Annotated in this window: 18 protein-coding genes; 8 read left to right on the top strand and 10 right to left on the bottom strand. The window is 37.8% G+C overall.

The genetic code is table 11. The features are described from left to right. Positions 1-107: 107 nt before the first annotated feature. Positions 108-1,268 (bottom strand): hypothetical protein, encoded by a 1,161-nt coding sequence (locus tag QM481_RS04995; RefSeq protein WP_283380876.1) that lies wholly within the window; start codon positions 1,266-1,268, stop codon positions 108-110. Between the two features lie 192 nt (positions 1,269-1,460). Further along, positions 1,461-3,365 carry a molecular chaperone DnaK gene (gene dnaK, locus QM481_RS05000; RefSeq protein WP_166553268.1) on the bottom strand — a complete coding sequence of 635 codons (1,905 nt, stop codon included), beginning with the start codon at positions 3,363-3,365 and terminating at the stop codon, positions 1,461-1,463. Between the two features lie 996 nt (positions 3,366-4,361). On the opposite strand from dnaK, the gene QM481_RS05005 reads away from it, so the two are divergent. Further along, on the top strand, positions 4,362-5,306 hold the full coding sequence (locus QM481_RS05005; protein WP_283380877.1) for a D-2-hydroxyacid dehydrogenase: 945 nt from the start codon (positions 4,362-4,364) through the stop codon (positions 5,304-5,306). A gap of 139 nt (positions 5,307-5,445) precedes the next feature. Here QM481_RS05005 and QM481_RS05010 read toward each other — a convergent pair whose 3' ends face one another. Then, positions 5,446-6,402, bottom strand: a complete 957-nt coding sequence (locus tag QM481_RS05010) for a DUF6268 family outer membrane beta-barrel protein (RefSeq protein WP_283380878.1) — start codon at positions 6,400-6,402, stop codon at positions 5,446-5,448. A gap of 133 nt (positions 6,403-6,535) precedes the next feature. On the opposite strand from QM481_RS05010, the gene QM481_RS05015 reads away from it, so the two are divergent. Next, positions 6,536-6,985 carry a hypothetical protein gene (locus QM481_RS05015; protein ID WP_166553271.1) on the top strand — a complete coding sequence of 150 codons (450 nt, stop codon included), beginning with the start codon at positions 6,536-6,538 and terminating at the stop codon, positions 6,983-6,985. Positions 6,986-7,162: 177 nt separating this feature from the next. Further along, entirely contained in the window at positions 7,163-7,978 is an 816-nt protein-coding gene (locus QM481_RS05020; RefSeq protein WP_166553272.1) for a Cof-type HAD-IIB family hydrolase, read from the top strand. A gap of 558 nt (positions 7,979-8,536) precedes the next feature. Here QM481_RS05020 and QM481_RS05025 read toward each other — a convergent pair. Beyond that, complete coding sequence (locus tag QM481_RS05025; RefSeq protein ID WP_283380879.1) at positions 8,537-9,649, bottom strand: XdhC family protein; 1,113 nt, start codon at positions 9,647-9,649, stop codon at positions 8,537-8,539. A 488-nt stretch (positions 9,650-10,137) separates the two neighbouring features. Here QM481_RS05025 and QM481_RS05030 point away from each other — a divergent pair, with 488 nt between their 5' ends. The 5 genes from QM481_RS05030 (at position 10,138) to QM481_RS05050 (ending at position 15,469) form a co-directional block, all read left to right on the top strand. Then, on the top strand, positions 10,138-10,578 hold the full coding sequence (locus tag QM481_RS05030; RefSeq protein WP_283380880.1) for an SRPBCC family protein: 441 nt from the start codon (positions 10,138-10,140) through the stop codon (positions 10,576-10,578). Between the two features lie 60 nt (positions 10,579-10,638). Then, positions 10,639-11,121 (top strand): (2Fe-2S)-binding protein, encoded by a 483-nt coding sequence (locus tag QM481_RS05035; RefSeq protein ID WP_166553291.1) that lies wholly within the window; start codon positions 10,639-10,641, stop codon positions 11,119-11,121. A gap of 42 nt (positions 11,122-11,163) precedes the next feature. Next, entirely contained in the window at positions 11,164-13,548 is a 2,385-nt protein-coding gene (locus QM481_RS05040; protein ID WP_283380881.1) for a xanthine dehydrogenase family protein molybdopterin-binding subunit, read from the top strand. Positions 13,549-13,610: 62 nt separating this feature from the next. Continuing rightward, positions 13,611-14,435, top strand: a complete 825-nt coding sequence (locus tag QM481_RS05045; protein WP_283380882.1) for an FAD binding domain-containing protein — start codon at positions 13,611-13,613, stop codon at positions 14,433-14,435. Between the two features lie 134 nt (positions 14,436-14,569). After that, positions 14,570-15,469 (top strand): AAA family ATPase, encoded by a 900-nt coding sequence (locus QM481_RS05050; RefSeq protein ID WP_283380883.1) that lies wholly within the window; start codon positions 14,570-14,572, stop codon positions 15,467-15,469. Positions 15,470-15,667: 198 nt separating this feature from the next. Here QM481_RS05050 and QM481_RS05055 read toward each other — a convergent pair whose 3' ends face one another. The 6 genes from QM481_RS05055 to QM481_RS05075 form a co-directional block, all read right to left on the bottom strand. Further along, positions 15,668-18,454: an MSEP-CTERM sorting domain-containing protein gene (locus QM481_RS05055; RefSeq protein ID WP_283380884.1), complete on the bottom strand. Its 2,787-nt coding sequence runs from the start codon at positions 18,452-18,454 to the stop codon at positions 15,668-15,670. Beyond that, positions 18,438-18,959 carry an exosortase K gene (gene xrtK, locus QM481_RS24880; RefSeq protein WP_374760874.1) on the bottom strand — a complete coding sequence of 174 codons (522 nt, stop codon included), beginning with the start codon at positions 18,957-18,959 and terminating at the stop codon, positions 18,438-18,440. The genes QM481_RS05055 and xrtK overlap by 17 nt, the downstream gene beginning before the upstream one ends. Before the next feature lie 146 nt (positions 18,960-19,105). Further along, positions 19,106-21,328, bottom strand: a complete 2,223-nt coding sequence (locus tag QM481_RS05060; protein ID WP_283380885.1) for a GH92 family glycosyl hydrolase — start codon at positions 21,326-21,328, stop codon at positions 19,106-19,108. 65 nt (positions 21,329-21,393) lie between these two features. Next, positions 21,394-23,592 (bottom strand): alpha-N-acetylglucosaminidase, encoded by a 2,199-nt coding sequence (locus QM481_RS05065; RefSeq protein ID WP_283380886.1) that lies wholly within the window; start codon positions 23,590-23,592, stop codon positions 21,394-21,396. Positions 23,593-23,824: 232 nt separating this feature from the next. Then, positions 23,825-24,949, bottom strand: coding sequence for an acyltransferase family protein (locus tag QM481_RS05070; protein ID WP_283380887.1), 1,125 nt, complete (start codon positions 24,947-24,949; stop codon positions 23,825-23,827). Between the two features lie 284 nt (positions 24,950-25,233). Beyond that, a complete protein-coding gene (locus QM481_RS05075) occupies positions 25,234-26,817 on the bottom strand; it encodes a RagB/SusD family nutrient uptake outer membrane protein (RefSeq protein ID WP_283380888.1) in 1,584 nt (527 codons plus the stop codon). Positions 26,818-26,849: the final 32 nt, after the last annotated feature.

Below are 26,849 nucleotides of genomic sequence, written 5' to 3' on the forward strand. Positions count from 1 at the left end.
GCTATAACAATGTAAACTTTTCCTTGTAACTATTTTCAAATGGTTTAACATTCTGAAAATTAGGATTGAATCATTAGAAAATGTGAATACTGGCTTGGAAGCCAGCACTAGCGAGGGAGTTCGTTCTTATTCTTTAATTCTTCAGCCCAAAATATCATAATATCAGTGTGGAAATCAGACGGTTTCATACCCTCATATTCTGAGGCAACAATGCCAGCATTTGAACCAATTTGAACAGTCATAGCTGTACCATCTGAAAAGTATATATTTAATGCCTCGCTTTGATGAACATTTTCATTTGAGCTGATTTCACCAAATTCTATTCTTTGAATTGTTTTACCTATCATACGTTGAACCTCTAATAATTTGAATTCAGGACGAGGGGGTTTATCCAGTTTTGGAAAATTTAAAAACGATTCTAGCCTTTTTCGACAAAGTTCTGAATCTAAATTTAGTTTATCCTCAAGCCAAGATCTTAGCTCGAATAGTGCTTGATATATATCCTTCAAATCATTATTGAATGATTCAAAGGCAGGAAACGGTACAACTCCTTGAGAGGGAATACCGTGAATTGGCATTCGTTTTTTGCTTAAAGAATTTAATGGTGAGTGTATCTTTTCTACTAAATCATCTTCAAGTAACTCCTTGACACAATTTAGTCTTTTTGTCTTGTCATTCAATTCAATGTTCAAAAACTCTGAAATTTGCACAATACATTCCTTTTCCATACCATCGATAACAAGGCGATAAAGTTCTAGTACTGATTTAGTATATTCTACATTATTTTCAGCAACTGGATAATTAACTAATATGTATTCCTCATGTTTAAATAAATTTCTACCAAATTTGATTTTTGAAAGAGAATTAATAAGTCTTAATTCTTTTTCAATCTTTATTTTAGGACCATTCTCTATTTTCCAAGAACCATTGATATATCTATTTACCCACCTATCAAATCCATTATTGATTTCGTGAAAAATTGGATTTTCTATACGAAATGCATTCCATTTTCTGTAATTTTCTTCTGAAACCCTCTCATCGAATAATGGCATAAATACTGCAACGCACATGTGTTCATTTTCAAGTTTCCTGAAAGCGAACTTTAATTGAATACATGGATAAACACTATTCATACTTTCATTCCAGCTATCAGAAACTTGTATTTCCCCTCCCATATCATCTTCCTTTAGGTTATATATATGAGAATTTACTCTATAAAAATTTAAAACTTCTCTACTAAAATATAAAAAGTATTTTTCGTGTTCCATTTTTTGAGTTCGAGTTAAAACGTCCCCCATTTAGTTATTACATTAGACATAATTATTTGTATAAGTACAAACAATTACTCACAAAAAAAGTGCTACAAAATCTCCTTTCAAAAACTGAAAGATTCCCGAAGGGAGATTTAATAGCACTTTAAATTATATTTAGCCAGAGGCTAAGGGTCGGTTACCGACTTATTATTTCACTTCTTCAAATGGGACGTCTTCTGCTTGTGAAGAACCGCCACCTGCATTAGCTGATTGACCTGCATCGCCAGTTGGTTGAGCTGCGTCACCACCTTGAGCGTACATTTCTTGAGATGCTGCCATCCAAGCGTTGTTCAATTTTTCTAATGATGCATCGATAGAAGCAATATCACGTGAAGCGTGAGCTGTACGTAATTCTGCCAAAGCTCCTTCAATTGCAGTTTTGTTACCTTCTGAAAGTTTTTCACCGTACTCTTTCAATTGTTTTTCTGTTTGGAAAATCAATGAGTCTGCTTGGTTAACTTTCTCGATTTTTTCTTTTTCTGCTTTATCTGCTGCCTCGTTTGCTTTCGCTTCTTGACGCATTCTTTCGATTTCTGCATCTGTCAAACCGCTTGATGCTTCGATACGGATGTTGTTTTCTTTACCTGTACCTTTATCTTTCGCAGATACATGTAAGATACCGTTGGCATCGATATCGAAAATTACTTCGATTTGAGGAACACCACGTGGTGCTGGTGGAATACCGTCTAAGTGGAAACGACCTAATGAACGGTTGTTAGCTGCCATTGGACGCTCACCTTGTAAGATGTTCAATTCCACAGATGGTTGGCTATCAGATGCCGTTGAGAATACCTCAGACTTACGAGTTGGGATTGTAGTGTTTGCTTCAATCAATTTAGTGAACACGCCACCCATAGTCTCGATACCTAATGACAAAGGAATAACGTCTAGCAACAATACATCTTTTACTTCACCTGTCAATACACCACCCTGAACTGCTGCACCGATTGCTACTGCTTCGTCAGGGTTAACGCCTTTAGATGCTTTTTTACCCCAGAACTTCTCTACTTCTTCAACTACACGTGGGATACGAGTCGAACCACCTACCAAGATAACTTCATCGATATCAGAGTTGCTGTAGCCAGAGTTTTTCATAGCACGACGGCAAGGTTCCAACATTCTTTGAATCAAAGTATCAGCCAATTGCTCAAATTTAGCACGTGACAATGAACGTACTAAGTGTTTCGGCATACCATTTACTGGGAAGATATATGGCAAGTTGATTTCTGTAGATGCTCCAGAAGATAACTCAATTTTAGCTTTTTCAGCTGCTTCTTTCAAACGTTGTAATGCCATTGGGTCTTGACGCAAATCAACACCTTCGTCATTTTTAAATTCGTCTGCCAACCAGTTGATGATTACTTGGTCGAAGTCATCACCACCTAAGTGAGTATCACCGTCAGTTGATTTTACTTCGAATACACCGTCACCTAATTCCAAGATTGAAATATCGAAAGTACCACCACCAAGGTCAAATACTGCGATTTTCATATCTTTACCACCTTTGTCCAAACCGTAAGCCAAAGCAGCAGCAGTTGGTTCGTTGATGATACGTTTTACTTCCAAACCAGCGATTGCACCAGCTTCTTTTGTGGCCTGGCGCTCAGCATCGTTGAAGTATGCAGGAACTGTAATAACAGCTTCAGTAACAGTTTGACCTAAATAATCTTCAGCCGTTTGCTTCATTTTAGTCAAAATCTGCGCTGAGATTTCTTGAGGAGTATATAAACGGTCACCGATACGAACGCGTGGAGTATCGTTTGAACCTTGTTCTACTGTGTAAGCAATTGTTTTAAGCTCGCTACCTACTTCAGAATAGCGCTTACCCATAAAACGTTTGATAGATGAAATCGTGTTTGTTGGGTTTGTAATTGCCTGACGTTTTGCTGGATCTCCTACTTTACGTTCTCCGTTTCCGTTATCCAAAAATGCTACGATTGAAGGTGTAGTACGACGACCTTCTGAGTTGGCGATTACGACTGGCTCGTTACCTTCCATAACTGCAACACAAGAGTTGGTTGTGCCTAAGTCAATACCGATAATTTTTCCCATTGCTAGAGTGAATTAATTATTGTTAAATATCTTGTTTTCTTTTTAGGTCAAATGTTAAGATTGGTTTATTCCACCGTTCGGACTGTGCCTTTTGTATCTTTTTTTCATCTGACGACGTAAAGTATTTAACAATCTTAATGCCAACCGAAAATTCAGTTAATTTTGCTGACAATCTGTCAGTATGTCAAAATAGCCCATTTTTAATGTCTGACAAAAGATTAGGCACTATGACAGGAATGGCAGATTCTTCGGAGTGATGAGTGCTGAGTTGTGAGTTTTGAATAGGTTTAAAAAATTTCAGATTTGGGATTTCTGATTTCGGAAATAAAGAAAACTACCTTTGTTTTTACAAAAAGAAGAAGATTACACTTCCGATATCCAACATCCGATATCCTAAATAAATGGTTTTTATAATCCTTTGTGCAATACAAATTTGGGATAGCTGTTTAACGATGTAGACGCAACCCTTGCGGTTGCCACATTCGGAACGGCAACCGCAAGGGTTGCCTCTACATCCTCAAAAACAAAAAAAAGACACTCAAAGTGTATTTAATGAAATGTAGTTTTAGAACTAAAAGCTTGAAAGAATAGTGATTCCTTTTAGTCGGTGAATAAATTCACCGATTAAAAAAAACGAATACGCCACTTTTTAAATAACAAATACACAAATAACCTGTAACACATGTAAAGACCGTTAAGTAGAATTCCACCTACTATATACTTTTGCGAGAAATAGATTTCATCGTATTTATGCTCAAATTATTATTAGTGTTAACTTGAATATTCATTATAGCTGGAAAATATATCTATAAACTGTTTATATTCTTCTGATTATAATTTTATACAGATAACTGAGTAATCGTGCAAAAAATATTTAATCAATTGAAAATGTAAGATATTGATAATTAAAATTTTACATTCATAATTCATAACTCATAATTCAGCACTAATACTTGATATACTGTTAACATTTTACTTCCATTAACTTATCTCGAAATGAAAATTTATATCCACACATTACTCAAAGAGTCTGAAAAGCAACTACTAATCAGCGCTTTACCTTCAGAAAAAGGTTATCAACTCAGCTTTGGAGATACGCTATTACCCGAAAATCGTAGAACAACATTCTTGGAGGCAAGTGTTTGCATGGGCAATGTACCCTTAGACTGGGCAGAGGAAAGCACAAAACTACAATGGCTACAGCTACATTCTGCTGGCTTAGACCCCTATCAGCAATTATCACATAGCCGTTTTCCGATTACTCACCTGAAAGGATTTTTTGGTCAGTCAGTGGCCGAAACTGCTGTGGCTGGTATCATGGCAGTATATCGTGGTATCGACCGTTTGTCTGTGCTACAACCCCAAAATCACTGGGTGGGCGGTAGTATTCGCCCTTCTTTGCATCTATTATTTAGAAAAAAGGTCGGAATTTTAGGCAATGGAGCTATTGGTCAAACAGTAGCAAAAATCTTAAATGGTTTTGACTGCGATATTAAAATCTTTTCAAGAACTGCCATCGAAGGACAAGTATGGTCATGGTCAGACATAGGAGCTTATCTACCTGATTTAGATATTTTAGTCGCCTGTTTGCCAGAAACCACCGAAACAATCGGCTTGATTGATGAAGCTTTTCTTAATCAAATGAAAAAGGAAGCGTTGTTTGTCAATGTAGGTCGTGGCTCGGCTGTCGATGAACCAGTATTAATCGAAAAGTTACAAGCTGGCGCCATCGCAGGAGCAGTGTTAGATGTTACGGCGGTAGAACCACTTCCCCAAAATCATGTCTTATGGAATATGCCAAACGTGCTTTTGACACAACACTCATCAGGGGGCTGGGCTGAGGAAAACGCCGATAAGGTCAAGGTATTTTTAAACAATCTTCAACGTTTTGAAAATAATGAACCCTTGGAAAATATCGCAGATTTGGCGAAAGGATACTAGGGAGTGATGAGTGTTGAGTTTGGAGTGCGGAGTTAGCCACATTCCAAACCCTAACCTCATAGCTAACACCCAATCAATTACAAATTGTGTAGAAATATCTACCAAAGACGTGGTATTTTACGTCTCTATAAGCAAATAATCATATTCCTAATTTGGACATCAATTTTGCACCCATGCTGTTTTTGTTAGAAATATAACGCACGCTCGCACCGATATATGGTGCAGTGCCAGGATGATACGTTTGTAGATTTTCAACCGCTGAATTGAAGATTTTGTCCTGTCTGAAAGTAACTATTCCACCTTCTAATGAAAAACTGAATACCTTCAACACGTGTGCATTGGCTGAAACTGTAAACTTTACTTGCTGATAATTTTCCTTTCGAGCTAACTTTTCTCCTGTACCCAACTCCTGAAAACCTCCGCTATAGCCTCCTAAGGCAATATTTCCTCCCAAATTAAACCATTCTGTTATTTTACGAGTACCAGTCACTTGGAAAGGCAAAATCCCAGAAATACGCCAATCTTCATTAATCCGTTTGTTGAAACCGAAAATCGGAATAATTCTAAATTTTTGATTGAACACCACCGCTGTGCCATACATGATTTGGGTATTTAGCCCCAAAACTCGTACACGGGCTGCACCTCCCCATAAAAAAGGTTGGGGCGAAAAAAATGTTTCATTAGATTCCGTGATGCCTAATCCACCTCCGTATAACCAAAATTTGTCTCGTAAACTTGCCTTCAATTGAAAAACGCCTGCCGAAAGAGTTTTATAACCGCCTGACGGAGTTTCTTTTCCAGAAATAGTGGGGTTTATCTGACTTAAATTTGCGACTAAAAAGGTATGCTTCGCCTGAATATCAAACTTTTTTCCAAAACCAATACCTACGTTAAAATCCGTGGAAAGTGGCACAAAACCAAGTGTTGAGGTTCGAGTAAGTCCAAAGTCTTTTCCATCGCCCATATTAGCTGACGGAATTGCTTCGGTTTTGATCGTGATATTAGGGTAAAATATTTGAGAGATTGAGTTGTTTTGGGCTTGGGCATATAATCCTAGCGCCATAAGAGAAATTGTAAAGCTGAATCTTTTGAACATATTATCAAAGGTTATATGCGGTTTTAACGAAAATACACCAAAAATAGTATGATGGTAATGCAACCCCTATTCGCACTGCTACGTCTATACGAGTATCTCATAAATCTATTCGTTTACTAAATATCTTCTTATCATGAAAATCATTACTTACACCCTAGTCCTGTTGGCAAGTATCGCCTTATTTAGTTCTTGCAACCACTTCTCCAAATGCGAAGGTTATGCTTGTGTCTCTCCTCCCCCAATTCCAAGGTTTTCTATTTTTAATGCTTCTGGAAAAAACATTACAGATTCTACTAGTTTTTATATTCGAAGCGCTGGCGATGATACCAAGTACAAAGGTACTGTGGTAGCCACGCCGACAGCGGTTATTTACTGGGATATATTATTTACCAAAGCTGGCAATGGCGTCAAAGATTTTGAGCTGTATATTAATGATACCAAATTAGGAAACCTCCTCTATGAAACCTCGGTGGTAAAATCAGAATGCTGTTCTAATTCGGTGATTAAAACCTTGAATTTCAATGGCAATTCTATATTGGCGTCTCAAAATCAATTTGGTGTTTACGAATTGAAATTAAAATGATTCAAAGATTTTTTTAGCTTTTCAAAAGAATTTTTTCGAATATTCAAAGGGATAAGAATAGGAAGTAATTCAAGCACTTATTTTTGTATGATTGGGTAAACTTAACTTCAAATTTACCACAGCTTGAAGCGATAATTTGGTTCAAGCTATCACAATTCATACTTATTTTTATCCCTTATGAAATATAAAATGTTGGTATTGGACATGGACGACACTTTGTTGACCGATGACCACCGTATCTCAGAAAAGAATAAATCTGCCATAGCTCAAGCACAAGAAGCAGGTGTAAAAGTGGTATTAGCCTCGGGCAGACCCACTCCTGCCATGTTGAGTTACGCCAAAGAACTAGGCTTGCATCAAAATAACTCTTATATCTTGGCTTACAATGGAGCTGTGATATTGGATATGACCACTGAAGAAGTACTTTTTGAACAAAGTATAAGCAAAGAAGATATCCATGCCTTGTATGATTTTAGCCAAGAAAACGGCGTGCATATCATTACGTATTTAGATGGTAATATTATTGCCTCCTCAGAATCGCCTTATATCGATATTGAAACCCATATTACTGGAATGCCTCTTATCAAAGTGGATGATTTCAAAAAGGCGGTTGACCGTGATTCTGTAAAATGTATTATGCTTGATGAGCCAGAGCGTTTGGTTGAAGTGATGGCAAAACTCAAGGCGCAGGTAAATCACAAAAGTATTACTACGTCGAAACCTTTCTTCTTAGAAATCATGCAATTGGGTATCGACAAAGCTGCGAGTTTGGATAGATTAGCTCAAAAATTAGGTATTTCATCCGACGAAATTATTGCTGTTGGCAATGCGAGCAACGACCTATCGATGATTCAATACGCTGGCTTGGGCGTTTGGGTAGATAATGTAGAAGATGCGCTACGTCATCATGCAGATGTCGTTGTTGCTTCGAATAATGAAGATGGTGTTGCCGAGGTAATTGAAAGATTTATTTTGGAAGAAACATTGGTGTAAATAAGATTTATTCTGAAACTGTTTAAACTTTCGTAAAACTGCTTGCGTCAGCAATGAATTTATACGGTTTGAGCGAAGCGAGTTTATAAATTCTTGATTTTTTTGCGGCCGCCGCTGCGGTTACTTTTTGTATCAAGGCGAGAACGCCTAGTTAAAAAGTAAGATGAAGAATTAATCAATAAAATATGTCTTTTGAAAAGTTTAAACAGCTTCTCTAATAAATGTTCATCAAAAAAATGAGTCATCCCTAATTTAGCGATTTAGTGATTGAGCGAGTGAGTGATTATGTAAAAATATATATTCCATCAGTAGAGACGCAATGATTGTGTCTTAAGCCAATTCATATCTAGCATAGTAGCATCAAAAAAGGGGGCAAAAAATATTTTTCGACCTCTTTTTTGATAAAAATTTGGAGCATAATCCTAATCCTAAAAACTCGGGATGACTCATGTTTGATGTTACCATTCTGAAAGACGCAATCATTGCGTCTCTACCACTAGCCTCCAATTTAAAAAAATCACTCATTCACTCAACCGCTCAATCACTAAATAATAGCAGCTAGCTCTCGTAAATTGGCTTATCTCTTAATCTCAATCTTTGTCCCGAACGACCAGCAAACATAGCACGAATTTCGGCTATGATTGATATGGCAATTTCCTCAGGCGTATTTGCTCCAATGTCTAATCCTACAGGTGTAGCAATTCTCTCCAAATCATGTACTGCAAGGGGGTTTCCCTCCTCCTCCATTTTAGTAAACATTTTATCGGTTCTTTTTTTGGGTCCAAGCATTCCGATATATTTGATTGGAGTCTGAATGAGCGCACGCATATTCTTGAAATCTGTTTCGTAATCATGCGCCATTAAAATTGCAACGGTATAGGCATCAATTTGAACGATATCTGCGTCTTCCTTAGCAATAACGTTATCGGCCCAATCAAATAGCCTTTTGTGCACTTTTAGAGGGTTACAAATTACTGAAACTTTCCAACCTACCTCTTTGCTTAATTGTACCATTGGATATATATCGTAATTGCCTCCATAAATCAAAATATGAGTCGCAGGCAAAATCACTTCTACGAAAATGCTTACTTCTTCACCACTATCTATCGTAAAATGATATGAGCTTGATTTTTCCGAAAACAAAGCCCCATCCGCTGCTTTGGTAACTTCCTCCTGAATTTCGCTTAGAGGGAAATCAGTGGCAAATTGACCGTTTCCGTACTTATAAACACTACCCAGCGGTAATTGCTCAGGTATATCTGTTGCAGTAACCGTTATGACTACCGTTGGAACACGTTTATCAATAATATCCGACAAAATAGCGACAGGATTATTGTCATCCTTGGGGTCAATGGGCGTTAGTAGGACATCAATAATGCCATTACAGCCCAAACCGACTCCAATTTGATACGGGTCATCGTCGGTGGTATCGTATGTTACAATGGTGGCTTTACCTTGAGCCATCGCCAAACGAGCTCTTTTGAGCGCATCTCCTTCCAAACATCCCCCACTAATACCTCCAATCCACTCTCCCGAATCACTCACTAGCATGCGTGCTCCTGCTCGTCTGTACGAAGAACCTTCTACACGCACGACTGTAGCTAAGGCAGCAGAGTGTGTTTCAAAATCTATCTTCTGATATGCGTCAATTATCGCCTTTATCTCTTTCATAACTCAAAATTCAATATTAATATTTGGTAGTTTTCTAACCTATCGTACTCATTTAACAATTTTACGAAATCTCAACATATACCTCCTCATTTTTATTCCAAGCCAACCTCTTTTTTCGACCAACATCTATTTTACTTCTACTAACAATATTTCTTGCCTGAAGGAAATGTGATTCAATAATTTTCATTATAAACCTAAAAGTCGGTAAAAAGCATGAATCATATTGTTAAATTTTTAGCCTAGGAATAAAATTTATTATATTTTTTCAAGACAAAAAACTCTAAAAATTGTACTATTTCACAACAACTTGATTAAATACAAGTTTTACTTTGAAAGATAGAAAATGTTTTATAAAATAGAGAAATAATTCAATTTAAAATTATCAAAAACTAATTAACATTTGGTAATTCCTTAATATTAAATTAGAAAAATACAATTAAATTATAAATGATTTTTGTCACTCTTTATCAATTTAACTTAACGAAAATATGCAATTAACAGGTTCACATACTTTGGCTGCTCCCATTGAGAAAGTCTGGCAAATGCTGATGGATACCGACATACTTGCCAAGATTGTCCCAGGAGTTTCGAGACTTGAAAAAACTGGCGAAAACCAATTTGAAGCTATTTCTGAAATCAAATTGGGTCCTGTGAGTGGCAAATTCTCTGGTGGTCTTACCTTATCTGACATTATAGAACCATCAACTTTTACGCTCAATGTCAGTCAAAATAGTAAAATCGGCAATGCAGATGCCTCCATCAAAATCAATTTAGTATCAGTGGACGCTCAGCAAACGGAAATCAGCTTTGATGGAGATGCTAAATTATCTGGTCTGTTGGCTCGTACAGGTCAGCGAGTGTTGAGCGGTGTTGCCAACACCTTGACCAAGCAGTTTTTCACCAATTTCGATGAAGAAATTGCTTCATAGATTGGACTCATATCCTTCATAATCAAACAAATACAAACCTTTAAATAACAACTATCGAAAATGGAAATTAAAATTTCAGTAAATGTAAACGGTAAGGATTATGTCCGAGAAGTGGAGCCTCGCACCCTTCTTGTGCACTTCTTGCGAGATACTCTTCGATTGACAGGCACACACATTGGCTGTGATACCAGTAGTTGTGGCGCCTGCACGATTCATGTCGATGGTATTGCTGTAAAATCTTGTACTATGCTAGCTGTTCAAGCCGACGGAAGTTCGATTACAACGATTGAAGGTTTGGCTCAAGGAGCAGAACTACACCCTTTGCAAGAAGGATTTAAAGAATGTCATGGTTTACAATGCGGTTTTTGTACGCCAGGAATGATTATGACTGCGGCAGATTTATTGGCTAAAAATCCATGTCCAAGCGAATCTGAAATTCGCCATGGTTTAGAAGGTAATTTTTGTCGATGCACTGGTTATCACAATATCGTAAAAGCAGTGCAATACGCTGCCGAGAAAATGGGTAACGAAGTAAGCGCCTAAACGTATCACCGATTAATCATTCTTAACATTCATTCAGAAATCATGAGTAATAAATATATTGGTAAGGCCGTAAAACGTGTTGAAGACAAGCGTTTTATTACAGGCAAAGGCAAATATACCGATGATATGATTTTGCCGGGACAAACCTACGCATATATCATCCGAAGTCCGTATGCCCACGCCAAAATCAAGAGTATAGACATCAGTCAGGCGCTCACAGCCGAGGGAGTTGTAGCGGTATTTACAGGCGATGACATAGCCCAATCTGGCATCAATGGCGTACCAGCAGGTTGGCAGGTCAATTTCAAAAATGGAGACATTATGAAAGAACCTCCTCACCCCTTATTGGTTGGAACAGGAAGCACTGTAAAGCACGTAGGCGATGCGGTGGCAGTAGTTATTGCAGAATCCAAAGAAATTGCAGCCGATGCTGCTGAGTTAGTAGAAATAGATTATGAGGTTTTTGATGCCGTAGTCAATCCCGCTGATGCTGTAAAAGAAGGAGCACCCTTAGTGCATGAATCAGCACCTAATAATATTGCATTTGACTGGGAAATAGGCAACCCCAAAGCTGAAGTTGATGAGGCTATTGCCAACTCTCATCATGTGACTTCATTGGAATTTGTCAATCAGAGGATGGTGCCAAATCCTATCGAACCACGTTCGGCGATTGGGCTTTATGAGCCTTCTTCAGACAGATATACGCTTTATACCAGTACCCAAAACCCTCATTTGATTCGCTTATTGATGTGTGCTTTTGTGTTGGGTATTCCAGAACATAAAGTACGTGTAGTAGGTCCAGATGTGGGTGGTGGATTTGGGTCAAAAATATTCCACTACACTGAAGAAGCCTTGGTTACATGGTGTTCAAAACAAATTGAAAGACCTGTAAAATGGACTTCTGAGCGCTCGGAAGCATTTATTACAGATGCCCATGGTCGTGACCACGTAACTCATGCCGAAATGGGTTTTGACAAAGATGGGAACGTTACAGCGCTACGCATTAAAACGTTCGCTAATCTTGGTGCCTATCTTTCGACCTTTGCTCCTGCTGTACCAACCTATTTGCATGGTACTCTTTTGCAAGGTTTGTACACCACTCCAAAAATTCATTTGGATATGACTTGTGCCTTTACGCATACCAATGCTGTAGATGCTTACCGTGGTGCGGGTCGTCCAGAAGCAACCTATTTACTGGAGCGTCTCATGGATTTGGCGGCACATGAAATGGGAGTTGACCCAGTTGAACTACGTTTGAAAAACTTTATTCCTCCATTTGATGGGGTAAATCAGCCTGGCTATCAAACGCAAGTAGCCTTACAATATGATTCAGGTAATTACCATGAAGTATTGAGAAGAGGCGTTGCTATGCTTGGCTATGAAGAATTCAGAAAAGCACAAGCTGAAGCAGCTCAATCTAACAAACTTTTAGGCGTAGGTTTTTCAACTTATATTGAGGCATGTGGTATTGCTCCTTCGGCGGTAGTTGGTGCGTTAGGTGCTCGAGCAGGCTTATACGAAGTCGGACAAGTTCGCGTACAACCTACAGGTAAAGTAAGTGTTTACACGGGTGCACACTCACACGGTCAAGGACATGAGACGACTTTTGCTCAAGTGGTAGCCGACAAGCTCGGTATTCCTTTGGAGGATGTCGAAATTCATCATGGGGACACCGAAACAGTAGCTTTCGGTATGGGTACGTATGGTTCTCGTTCTCTGGCAGTTGGTGGTAGTGCTATTGTAAAAAGCTTAGAAAAAATCATCGAAAAAGGGGCAAAAATAGCCGCCCATAAGCTAGAAGCGAATGTGGATGACCTTACGTTTGCAGATGGGAAATACACCGTGAATGGAACCGATAAATCGGTAGCTTTTGGTGATGTAGCACTTACTGCTTATGTTCCTCACAATTATCCAGCAGGATTAGAACCAGGCTTAGACTTCTCTAGTTTTTATGACCCAGCCAATTTTACCTATCCTTATGGCTGTCATATAGCTGTGGTAGAAGTAGATAAAGAAACAGGTAAAGTAAGTCTGAAACGCTTTATTGCAGTTGATGACGTTGGTAATGTCATTAATCCAATGATTGTAGATGGACAAATTCATGGTGGTTTGGCGCAAGGTATCGGTCAGGCATTATTAGAAGGAGCAATCTTCGATGAAAATGGACAGCTCATCAACGGTTCGTACATGGATTATTGTATGCCAAGAGCCGACGATTTACCAATGTTTGAACTAGATCGCACTGAAACACCTTGTCCACACAACCCCCTTGGCGTAAAAGGCGCTGGTGAGGCAGGTTGTATTGGTTCGACCCCAGCAGTTGTAAATGCCGTATTGGATGCACTCTGGAGTGGAGGCTTTGGACACGTGAAGGATATTCTTATGCCAACAACGCCAGAGCGAGTTTGGCGTGCGATGAACAGTTAAAGCGTCTCTATTTCTAGAAATATTTTCTTTTCTAGAAAATCAACCATCAAAATTTTACCAAAATGATACCTCATTCATTTGATTATAAACGAGCGTCTTCCGTGGAAGAAGCCATCGAAATATTACAAAATGGAAGCTATGCTAAAGTACTTGGAGGAGGACATAGCCTAGTTCCAGCGCTAAAGCTGCGTCTCAATGCACCAGAAACCTTAGTAGATGTTACCCGAATCGAGTCGCTAAAAGGCATTGCTATCGAGGACGGAACCTTGGTTATTGGAGCAGCCAATACGCATCATGAAATAGCCACCTCTGCTGATGTACAAAATACTCTCTCTTTTTTGGCTAAAGGAGCTAGTGCTATTGGTGATGTGCAAGTCCGTAACAAAGGAACTATTGGCGGAAGTATCGCTCACGCCGACCCTTCTGCCGATTGGCCAGCGTTGTTATTGGCAGCAGATGCCAGCATTGTCATTCAAGGTGCTGACGGCACTAAAACTGTAGCTGCTCAGGATTTCTTCACAGGATTTTTCTCTACCATACTCGAAGAGTCTGATATTATTACTCAAATCAGAATCCCTATTCCTCCTGAAGGAACAAAGTCAACTTATCAGAAATTTGTCCAACCAGCTTCTCGCTTTGCTATTGTTGGTTGTGCCGCAGTAAAAGAGCCTTCTGGAGCTACCAGAGTTGCTTTTGCAGGTGTATCCGATTATGCTTTTAGAGACGAAGCTGTCGAAAGTGCTTCAAGTTCAGGCGCCTCAGCAGAAGAAGCTGCTTCTAAAGCCGCTGAAGGGGTAAGTATTATGTCAGACCATTATGCCTCAGAGGATTATCGTAAACATTTGGCCAAAGTTTATGCAAGAAGGGCTTTAGTGGAAGTTAGTTAAACAGGCACAGAGGAGCAAAGGCACAAAGTGATTTGAGTTTGAAATACGGTAGTTTATTGATTATTTTTTGCTGGTATTCTTATTTCAGTATTTCACTTTGTGCCTTTGTCTCTTTATACTACAACAAGAAAACTATGTCAGAAATCACGCTTGAATCTATACGGGGTTTGTTATTTGAAAGAGGATATATTACCGACCATTCGATTGAAATGGCGTTATTTTTATCGCTCAAACTTCAAAAACCATTACTCATTGAAGGTCCAGCTGGGGTTGGAAAAACTGAGATTGCAAAAGTCATGACGCAGATATTGGCAACTGAGCTGATTCGATTGCAATGTTATGAAGGTTTGGACGCCTCACAAGCTTTGTATGAATGGAATTATCAACGACAACTATTACATTTGAAGGCTACAGAAGAGTCAGGAATCAGTGTAGAAGAAAAAGAAAAAGGGTTATTTGAGGAAAAATTTTTATTGAAACGTCCTTTGCTCAAAGCCATTCAGTCACCCCAAAAATGTGTGCTTTTAATTGACGAAGTTGACCGAGCTGATGAAGAATTTGAGAGTTTTCTATTGGAGGTTTTATCAGATTGGCAAATTACCATTCCTGAAATTGGAACTATCAAAGCCACATCAATACCGCAGGTAATTGTAACGGGCAACCGTGTTCGAGAGCTTTCAGAGGCCTTGCGACGACGTTGTTTATATCTGTGGATTGATTATCCCGATTTTGAAAAAGAGTTATTGATTGTCAGAAATCATTTACCCGATATTGACGCCAAACTAGCCGAACAAATCTGTAGTTTTATGCAGGTTTTACGTGCTCAAAAACTAGAAAAAACTCCAGGAATTGCCGAAACCTTGGACTGGGCAACAGCCTTGGCAACGTTACATTTTTCTGCTTTGGACAAAAACATCATTGAATCTACGCTAGGAGTTATCCTAAAAGACTGGAAAGACATTCGCTCGATTCAGTTATCACTAAGTGAGTTACTAGATAAAACGGGTGTATATTCAAAAGTAGATTCTATCTAGTTTTGTTTAAATTATTAAGTAATCGTGTAAAATAAAGTTGTATTAATACACTTCATGCAGTAAGCTGTAGGGCAATAGGCAAAAAAGTTTCTATTACTTCATGAGAAATACGATTTAACTTTTAGCCTATTGCATACAGCCTAGAGCTTAAAGCGAATAAAATTATTTTTATTTTACTCGCGACCTTAAGCAGAAAAATCAAGAGAAAAATCGGGAGACAATTCTTTTTCGCTCGCGATAAACTCCCAATAAACCTACTAAAGCTATCATAAGCCAAAGTTCAGGTTCACTCATACGTTCCAAATCTTGTACCAAGTCAAGATTGGAATTCGCATTCAAAACTTCACGTTGTTTTCTCTTCAAAACTGCTTTTTGTGCTTCGTTTTCAAGTGCTATGTACGAGGTGTATTCACTAAGGATATTGCTCTCAAAACTGTTTTTCACTAAAGTTCGCCAATATTTTTCCTGTTGTTCGGGATGCAGCAAAAGTTGTCTTCTCTGGCTTTCTAACAACATACCCCACTGCCATGATTCCTTTGAAAACGTAAGTGGCTCCTCTAAAGCATTCGACTTGAAGATAACAGTTATTTTATCATCATCTGCAAGAAAATACTTCTTCCCTTCTGATACGAATAGACGCACTTTTTTAGGATACAAAATAGAATCTAATTTTGCTGGATATCCTTTTATTGGGTTTTCTAAAGTGTGATTAGTGAGTATATTCTGACTGTCCAACAACAGAAAATTAGCTCCTTCTGGAAAAGCAAAACACCAATGTGATAATCTATTCTCAGGAAAGACACCATTAGTGATCGAATCACTTAGTACGACTATAATCGGGTAAAAACTAGATTGATTTTTTGTCTCTTGATAAGCAATTTGTTGAATTGCTCTTTCTAGAAAAAAGCCCCCTTCTATACCGTCTTCCGATAATTCATCCATCCAATTATTTGTATAATCGACAGTTTTAACATAAGAATTAACCAAGCTTATCTTGGCTTTTGGAAAATAATCAGGGTATTCATTCTTTAACTTTTGTAATTGATATGTATATCTCTGAAAGGAGTTTCCATGGGCAACATCCAAAATAAAATGAAAATAGGGTTTCCGATAGGATTCAGATAATTTTGCTTTTTCTTTGTTGGGTATAAAGATAAAATGTGGCGTATTCAGTATTACATTAGGGTGTTTATCTGCTCCTAATTTGGCTATTTTGTTTCCGATTAAAAGCTCTATAGGCTCTCTGTGAATCAACTGAAAACCAGTAGTTCTCAATTCGTTTGGAGCAAAAGGATACACATGCAATTCAACTTTATTCTCATCAGAAAAATACAATAAACCAGGGTCTTTTACTATGCTTTCATTTACGATATTTCGATACACCCATTTTGCTGTTTTTTTCTCCGCCAAAATTCCCATTTCTCTTTTGCCTGCTATATCTAAATAATAATTAGTGACAAAGGTTCCTACCGGCAGATTGAATTTTCCATGATATTCTGCATTTTGATTTTTACCATTCCTGATTGCTAAATGTACCCAAGATTTCCAAGTTTGAGTGGTACTATCATACATACTTTCGGTTCTGACATCTTGCAGACTTGCAATTTGATTGGGGGTGGTTTCTACAAGAATTTGTGAGGCTTTCCCAAGATAAATCTGTTCTAAATCACTAATTTTTCGATTAGACAAACTCAAATTATCCAATACCATCCATGAATAAAAAGTATCAATATAGGGAGTCCAGCTAAAGGTAGCGGGGCGGCTCTGCTTGGTAGATTTTACATATTTCAATAGTTTTTTAAGATTCACCGAAGTCGTTTGAGGTTCTTTTTCATAATTGGGGCTGTAAACGTACTCAAGCGTTGTATGTAAATCGTTTCTGGCATTCCAAAAATCAATAATAATTATCGTGGGAATGAATGCAAATGACAATAATCCACTAATTATCAAATAGTAAGCGTTAAAACTTTGCTTTAAATCCTGAAAGTCTTGATACAATTCCGCACTGTGAACTATAAAAAGTGCACTTGGGGTAAGCATTAACACGCCAAAAACTACCGTAAAAAGCAAAATAAAAGAAAGGGGTGTATACGGTAAAAATACCAAAAAGAAATAGCAGGTAAAACTAAAGGTACTTGCTCTTAATATCCACAGACAGAGGTTAATTGTAGGGTTAAGACTTCTCGGTACACAAACAATAATACCATTGATAATGGCCAAAATAAAAAACCATTTGTTTGAGAAGTCGCCGAAAATTCCTCCTATAGGCATCAAAGTAGCGTACAGACCTAACCCAAGAATTGGAAAGATCAATGCAATGATAATTTTCCATAAAATGGCTGGTATCTTTTTGAGTAGATTTTTATTGAATATTAAAATATAAAGCGCCCTTGTAGCAAAATAAAAAAAGCTAACCATAACACCAACTATCAAAATCCAGAGGAAAATCTCTAAATAATCAGATATTTGATTTGGATGATAGACGGAGCCCATCATGAAAAAGAAAAAATAAAACCCAATCGGAATTGCCAACGAAAGTGCTAGATTTTTAGAAAAACTAACCTTGGATACATCAGGAGTAGATTCAAGGATTAGTACAATCATGGCATATAGCAGACTTGGCATCATAAACGTGAATATGTAGACATATTTATTACCATCAATCATCCATGCAGGTACTTCCCTTGGTACAATTTCATCACTGTAGGTCACATAAATAATTAAGCATAATAAATGCACAATCAAGGTTATCACTCCGTAGACCAGCGGTATAGTTTTTCGAAGAATGATGAGTCGTATAGCATAAATACTTTGTACTATTAGCAATCCCAACACGATACCAGCTACTATAAACCAGTACTTTTGGGTGTCCTCCCGCAAGAGTGTATGAATTGTTTGCCATTCAATAAAGAGTAAAAAAAGTAGTACCGAAAGAGGCAGCGTGTTGGATAGGATAATCCAAAAGGGTTTAAGAAGACTTTTCATGTTGTAGACTTGTTTTGAATAGGTATTGAAAAACTAAATACGTGAAAATGAGGAAAAATAAATTGGTGAGAACCCCAACTCCTTGATGAACAAAAGAATGATGTACTATCCAATTCTGAGGAAATGCTTGACTTAATAAAATGGAAAAACAAATTCGTGTAGTGTTGCTAACAATCGTACTCAGATATGAAATCAGCAATATTGATAGGGCATATTTTGGAGAAATTCGTTTATTTTTCTGCAAAATTAAATAGGATAACATTGCAGAACATATCAGCAAAAAATTGAAACCCGAACAGGATTTTTCAATACAAATACCTAAACTAGGAAAAACATAGCCCGCTGAATCATCCCAATACTTTGAAGTATTGGTAATCGAAGAAATCCAAAAAGCAACAGGTTTGACAAGCCAGAGAAGTTGCGGGATTTTGGCGTATTTGTAGAAAGTTTTGGCACACAGAAACAGTGTTCCTAGTACGAACAAGGTAGAATATTTACTTTTCACGAACTATTTACTTTAAAACATCATAAATTTTATGTCGTGAAGATAGAGATGTAAATTCAAAATAAAAATTTTAGCTTTAAAAATATGCCTAGATTGTATCGCGTTTGTTCAAAAATACCATACAATCTAGGCAAAAGGTTTCATTTTTATTTCATCCAAACTTCTAAAAGACCGCCTTTTAACAATTCTTGATGTGTAATTTCAATAGCTGAAAATGGCTTACCATTTAATTTCATTCTATCAATCATTGGATGATTGTCTGATTGGTTATATGTTTTTATTGTAAAAAATTTCCCTGATGGTGTCTGAATTTTTACCTCATCAAACATAGGACTCCCAAGTGTATAACTTGGATTGCCTGGGCAAACTGGGTAAAAACCCATCATACTAAACACTAGCCAAGATGACATTTGTCCACCATCTTCATTGCCACTCATGCCCCCAGCACTGGTATCGTATTCTTCTCTAATAATTTTGCGAAGCCATTTCTGAGTTTTTTCCGCCTGACCTGCATAAGGATACAAATAAGCAATCTGATTATTAGGTTCGTTGCCATGCCAATAATATCCCTGTTCAAAAAGGGTATCTAACTTTTGAATAAATCGCTCCTTCCCTCCTACTTGGGCTATTAATCCTTGAATATCTTGCGGCACATAGAACGTATATTGAGCAGGAGAACCTTCTGTAATAAAACTCGAACGCTGTGCAAAAGGATCAAATTTGGCAATCCATGAACCATCAGCATATCGTACTCTTGCCCATCCTGTTTGTGGGTCAATGACATTCTTGTAATTTTGAGCACGCTGGGCAAGTATTTCAGCATCAGCTTTTTTCCCTATTTTTTCCGCTACTTTTCCCAATACAAAATCGTCGTAGGCATATTCTAGCGTACGCGAAACCTGCTCTCGCTTATGAAATGCTTGCCATACAGAATCTTCTAAGGGAATATAATGGTATTTGAGATAGCTTGATAAAGCTCTGCGCCCTTGTCCTTGCTCATAACTCTTGGCATCTGGGTTAGGTTCGAAGGCATTTTTGCGCATATACCGATAGCCTTTTTCGATGTCAAAACCTTTGATGCCTTTGATATACGCATCTCCAATAACTGAAATCGCATGGTCGCCAATCATGGCAGCCGTGTACTGATTCCAACACGGAAAAATAGGTAACCAACCGCCTTGCTCTGCTTTTACTATCAATGATTGCATCATATCGGCGGTGCGTTTTGGCTCTAAAATCGTATGAAGTGGGTGAACTGCACGGTAAGTATCCCAGAGATTGTAATCTTCATAATAGGTAAATCCTTTGGCAGTTTCTATGGTTTTGCCACCTGCAAACTGAGGATATTTTCCATCAAAATCTGAGAAAACTCTTGGTGTCAGCTTGGCATGATAAAGCGCTGAGTAAAATAGCGTTTTGTCATTATCAGAACCTTTTACCTGAATTTTACCAAGCGCCATATTCCACTGGTTAGCAGCACTTTGTTTGACCAAATCAAAATTCCAATGCGAAATTTCTGCCTTTAAATTTTTACGAGCTCCTTCGATACTTGTAAACGATGTGCCTATTCGAACGTTTACAACTTTGGACGCAAATCTAACATAAGCTCCCACATTTTCTCCTACGGCTTTTCCTTGAGCGATAGTCTGTTTAGGGATTATTTCATTTTTGAGCCATGTCCCAAAATCTGAAATATCGGAGTCGAATTGTATGACAAAATAGCCGCTAAATCCTGCAGGTTGTCCCCAACCTTGATAAATACGGTGTACGGGGTTATAACCTACTATTTCTTTTCTTTCTGGAAAAATTTGTACAAAACCAACGCCTTCGTCGGAATTTGGCTCGATAATAAGATAGTTCTCCTGCTGATTAGGATATTTAATTTTAAAAAATCCACTTCTGCAAAGTGCTGTCATGGCAACGTTGATTCCAGAATTTTGTAAATCTACCTGATACAAATCTGGACGTACTATTTCAGTTTTTCGTGAGTAAGCTTCTGCTCTTTTTTCTGGGTTAATTTCGACTTTTCCCACTTGAGGCATAAGAGTCATAGTGCCATAATCTTGCACACAACTTCCATTCATCCAATGACTTGCACGAAATCCTTGAATTTTTCCATCGTTATAGTAATATGGTGGAATACATTTTTGTTCGGTAGCTCTTGTTTGAGGTGTCCAAGTGGTTAATCCTTGTGGAACACCAATCATAGGAACTACTTGTCCTTTTAATTCAGAACCAGCCTCGCTATGTTTTTTGGCACTTGGCGTAGTACTCGGTGCCGATCCAATCAATGGATTGACATAATCAAGCGGTTTTTTCTGTGCAAAAAGGGACGTCGATAGTAATAAGATAAGTAAGATTTTTTTCACAATAGAATTAAATTAGTAGAGACGTTGCAAGCAACGTCTCCAAGTGATTTAAGCGAATCTAGAATTTATTCGTAAGCCTGCTGGATTTTTACATAGTATTTATCAAACAGCTTTTGGGCAATTTGATTTGGATTTCCTTTTGGCGTAGCCATAAAATCCTTATGTGAAGTTACCCATGACCATTCCCATTGTTTGATTTCCTTTTCGAAGGCCTCATGCTGATATTTTTCTCCTTTTTGATGAGCAGTAGTCAAAGCATCAAAGAATTTTTCCCAACGAACTTTATAGAAATCCTTCATTAAACCATTCCATTGACGATTTGAATATTCGTGTAATGGCGAATTGGCATCTCCCCAAAGTGTTATTAGGTCTCTGGCATTTTGTTCGTACAAGTCTTTTTCAGCAGGTGTAAAGCCACAAGCACGCGCTTCTTTGATCCATTTACCTAGTAAAAAATCCTGACGAGTTCCCAATAATTCGTCCATATCATCCATCAATATCAGATATTCTTTCGTATATTTTTTAAAACTTTCCCAATCATTTTTACGATAAGCGGTTACCCATTTTTTCTGTAAAGGCAAGGCATAATTTGCCAGTACCTGTCTTGAAATATCGACTAAATCGTACTGAAAACCCTCTTTACTTCCATTTGCTGCGATAGACTTCACCATCAATTGCCATGCTGGCAATAACTCTTTGGGAGGATAATTCAATTTTGTTCTTGTCCAAACAGTCGTCGAATCAAAAGTTGGTCGACCCGTCAAAATAGACTCAGCTCCATCACGAATTGTTGTTCCGTTGTAGGCAGTTCTTTTGAGAATTTGCCAAACTTCACGGTTTTCTGGCGTCACTTTTCCATAACGATTACGGATATAACCGTCTAACCACTTATCCAAATCCAATGGCGAACTATCCCAAGCATGGCGCATTGTCAAAGCATACAATACTGGATTTTGCTCAATCGCCTCCATTGTCAAACCCAAGCCTTGTAAATTTCCTTTGTTAGGGTCATTCAGCGCTTGAACAGGTCCGTTGGCTACACCTTCAATTCGTCCAAAAAGATTGACGTTACCCCCAAAATTATGCAACATATTCCAAACCCAAGGTTTACCATAATAGGCTTGTGTACGTTTCCAAACGGGTTCAATTTCGGTTGCCAAGTCCAGCAACAACATTTTATCGTTTGGTACTGCCTCCAAAAGAGCTTTTACCTGTGGCTCTTTCCAGAATTTTCTATCCGAATAAAACAACCAAGCTTGCATTACCCAAACTGCTTTAGGGTCGGCTTGCTGCATTCCTTCATAGACTTTTGCACTCAATTTTGATAAAAATGCAGGTTCATCTGATGGAGGTTCGTTTTCGTTGAAAGTGTCAGCAGAGTAAAAATGGTCAGTACCAAACATTTTCGTTTGCTTTTGCAAAAACTTTTTACCTAACTCAGCAAATAGCGGATCTTCAGCATCTAGAATATACGTATCAGCAAAACCATTTGTCCAGTTGGTAGCTTTGAGTTTCGCTTTCGGAAAATGCTTTTTAAAAGCCTCCGGTACGTGACCTGTGAAGGCTGGCAAAACGGGTTTCATTCCCAAAGCACGTTCTCTTTGAATAATTTTCTTTTGTAATTCATGATGACTTTTCATCCAGCTTAAAGGAAGTGGTCCACCCCAGCCGTCAAGATTTCCCATCCAAAACCATGAAAAATACGCAGGTCCTGAGAAAAAGCCTTTTAAATCATCATCGCTAAAGCCCATTTCCTTATAAACTTCATACCAAGTGTATTCTTCACCCGTAATCGCCAAAGGCATATTGATACCATGAAGTGCCATCCAGTCAATTTCCTTTTCCCAGCGTTTCCAATCCCACCATGACATACTGTAATTGAATGTACAGTAATTGAGATAATATCTGTAAAGAAAATCTGAGTTCTTTTTTACAGGAGTTTTGAGGATAGGCAGTACCTTAGGTAATGCCAAGTTTGAACCATTCCAAGTAATTTGGCAGTGACAATATTCATTCAGATAGTAATTAAATGCCGAAGCAATACTTACCCCAGTGCTTCCCTTAAGGAGAATTTTGCCATTTTTTGAACTGATTTCAAAAACATCTTTCCCGTTTTCTTGTGGAAGATAACCGACTTCAAAGGCACTGGCTCTGGTTGGAATAATTCGTTTGATTAATGCTTTGGATTCTCCTAAATCGATTTGTGCCGATAATTGAAAAATACAAAACAAGCTTACCAACAACGTTAGAGATACTTTTTTCATGTTATGTTAATTAAAATTGGGTAATTAAGAAGACGTTATTAGTTAATAGTATATTCGTTATCTGAAGGTGCTCATAATCAAAAAATTATAGCAAAATTTCACCTCCGATGTATTATTTATCTAATCTTTCCTACTCCATAAAATCTGTTTTTTGAAAAGTTTAAATAGCTTCAATAATTAGAATATTACATTTACAATTCTCCACTCACAATTCAACATTAATACTTATGACCTATATTTTTAAGAATAATTTATTTCTATACAAAAAATATAAACCCGCTAATTGCAAACATAATACGCCTGAAGCAATGACAAAGTTTTGTGCATCAATCGTAGAATTTTGTAGCATTCCATCTAAAAAATAATGCGCTGTAGACTCAAAATTGATGATATTATGCACCGCCAAATATATCGTAATGGAGTTAGTACCAATCCAAATAAAGGGTTGAACGACATTTTTGAAACCCATTACATCGACAAACCAATAGAAGAATGTCAAAAACCATATACTGATACCTCCTGTTATCAAAACGAAAGAAGATGTCCAAACAATTTTATTGATTGGGAATACCAAGGCCCATAATTCAGCCACTACAATTAATCCTCCTCCAATAAAAAACATTGCTCCCAAAAGTCTATTAGAATCTAATTTTAAAGGATTTTTCAATAAAAAACGAGCTGTAAATGCACCCATCAAGGCATTGCAGATAGCAGGAATCGTGGAAAGAATTCCTTCTGGATCATACACTTTACGATGTAATTTTCCTGGTAAAAAAAGTCGGTCAAAATATGCTGTCACATTTCCTTCTTTGGTAAAATCAAATACGCCAAAATCTGGAACAGGGTAAAATCTTACCAGTAAAAAATAGCCCACCAATATCGACACAAAAGCAATGATCTGTGTTCGAACTGAGGTGTAAAGCACCAAAATTCCTGCTCCTAAGCACGCCAAAGCAATACGTCCTAATACGCTGGCGATACGGGTATTTTCATATCCTTGAAACTTAAAAAAGCCATTTACCACAACACCCAGTAAAATAAGAATTAGCGTTCTTTTCAGCAGATGAAATAAGATTTTTGATTGGGGATTAGGATGTGAAAGTTGCGTCAGTTTTTGAATTTGACTTTCAAAGCTTAGTGGCATCGAAAACCCTGCAATGAAGATGAATAGAGGGAATATACAATCATAAAAAGTAAGTCCATTCCAGTCACTATGGTGTAATTGTGAGGACATCCAAACGATGGGTGGCCAATTAGAATACGTTGCCCATGTGTGAATAAATGCTTCGCCACCAATAATAAAAAACATATCAAACCCACGCAAAGCATCTAATGAATCAAGTCGTTTTTTTTGCATAAAGAAGGGATTTATCAAAGTATTATTCCATACTGTTAAAAACAGTTTTCTTAAAAATCTACTCAATCGAACATCGCAACCCCTATTTACACACATTGCCAAAGTTTTTGGCTTTGGCAATGTGAAAATTTTGTAAAGTTTTGCTCAGAATTGAGAGTTATCCATTTCGGACTTTGGATGTCGGATTGCGGATGTATCACCTAACTTCATTAATCCTATTATTTCAATAGGTCCAAAATCAGAAATAACAATTCCAGTCTTGACTCACAATTCTGCACGGACGCTTAATACCCAGGGTTTTGCACTAGTAATTTATTCAATTGTAAGGCATTGGTCGGAATCGGGAACAAACGTTTACGCACATCTGTATCCGTTTTCGCACCCCATTTATCTTCGTATTTTCCATAACGAATCATATCGTTTCTATGCCAAGTTTCCCATGTAAACTCACGAGAACGTTCTTCGTACACGGCTTGTAAAGTTACCGAAGTCCAAGCAGGCGAAGTCGTGCGCTTTGAACGCAATTCATTCACTAAGCTCAAGGCAGTTTGTCCGTTTGTGGCAGTTCCTCCTCTTAAAATAGCTTCTGCTTTCATCAACAATACGTCGGCATAACGGAAAATAGGTACGTCATTATTTTGGTTACGAGTAGCTGATGTAGAATCGCAGTAGAACTTGTTATTACGATATCCCATGTTCCAAGCTTTTTCGTCATTACCCAAATCAAAACTTGCAGGGTTTTTAATTACTACATTTGGTGTAATTTCTACATGATATGCCAATGCTGCCGATGCATCTGCGCCCTTGTAATCCTCGTCAAAACCTTGCTTCGTGGTATTTACGATAACAGGATTTCCTTTATAGTCATACTGTTTACCCGTAATCCATTGCTGATTTCTTACGTCTTTCGAGTCATTGAAATATGCATAAAATTCTGGCAAGGTACTGCACGCAGCACTTGGTGTAAATGGCAAACTATATTTAGCTCTCAATGATCTTGGTAATGAATAACGTGCATAGAACATATATCCATTTGGAGCCGAGGCATCATAAGGAATCGCATAAATAAACTCCTTGATTTGCGGACCATTGTTGACAAAGAACATCTTTCTGTAATCAGATTCTAAGGCAAATTTCCCTGAGCTAATTACTTTATCACATGCTATAATGGCATCGTTCCAACGAGCTGTTCCAGTATACACCTCAGCGTTCAAATACATTTTTGCTAAAATCGCATACGCTGTATACTTGGTTGGACGTCCGTAAGTTTCTTGACCAACTACTTCGCTTAGATTTGGGATACTTTCGTTCAACTCTTTTTCGATGAATTTAAATACATCGGCACGAGCTGTAGTACGAGCTGTAGTTGTATCTCCAAATTGAGTAGTAATTGGCACATTTCCCCATAAATCCATCATCATAAAATAACATAATGCACGCATCGAACGCAATTCTGCCAATGATGTTTGTTTGGCTGCCGATTCAGGAGCTTTTGCAATCAAATAGATATTTTGGTTACTCGTCGAAATGGTTGAAGTAAGCCATGCCCATGCACTTTGCACGTGTGCATTATCTCTATTCCAAGTGTGTTTGTGATGTTGTTCATAACGTGCACCATCATACCAGTTACCTCCACGAGCAGGCAAAATGGCTTCATCTGTACTCAACGACTGTAGAAACCACCAGTCTGTCGAGAAGTTTTGACGAAAGCTATTATACGTCGGACCAGCCGCTTGTACAAACTGAGCAGGTGTCTGAGGAAACACTTCTGGCGTAAGTTGTGTTGTGACAGGTACTTCGAGGTCATGGCAGGAATATAACCCCGCAACACCTATGAATAATAAGAATATATTAAAAAATCTTTTCATCGTTTTCAGTATTTGATTTGAGTCTGAAACTC

Source organism: Flectobacillus rivi (assembly GCF_030056655.1).
GTDB classification, from domain to species: Bacteria; Bacteroidota; Bacteroidia; order Cytophagales; family Spirosomataceae; genus Flectobacillus; species Flectobacillus rivi.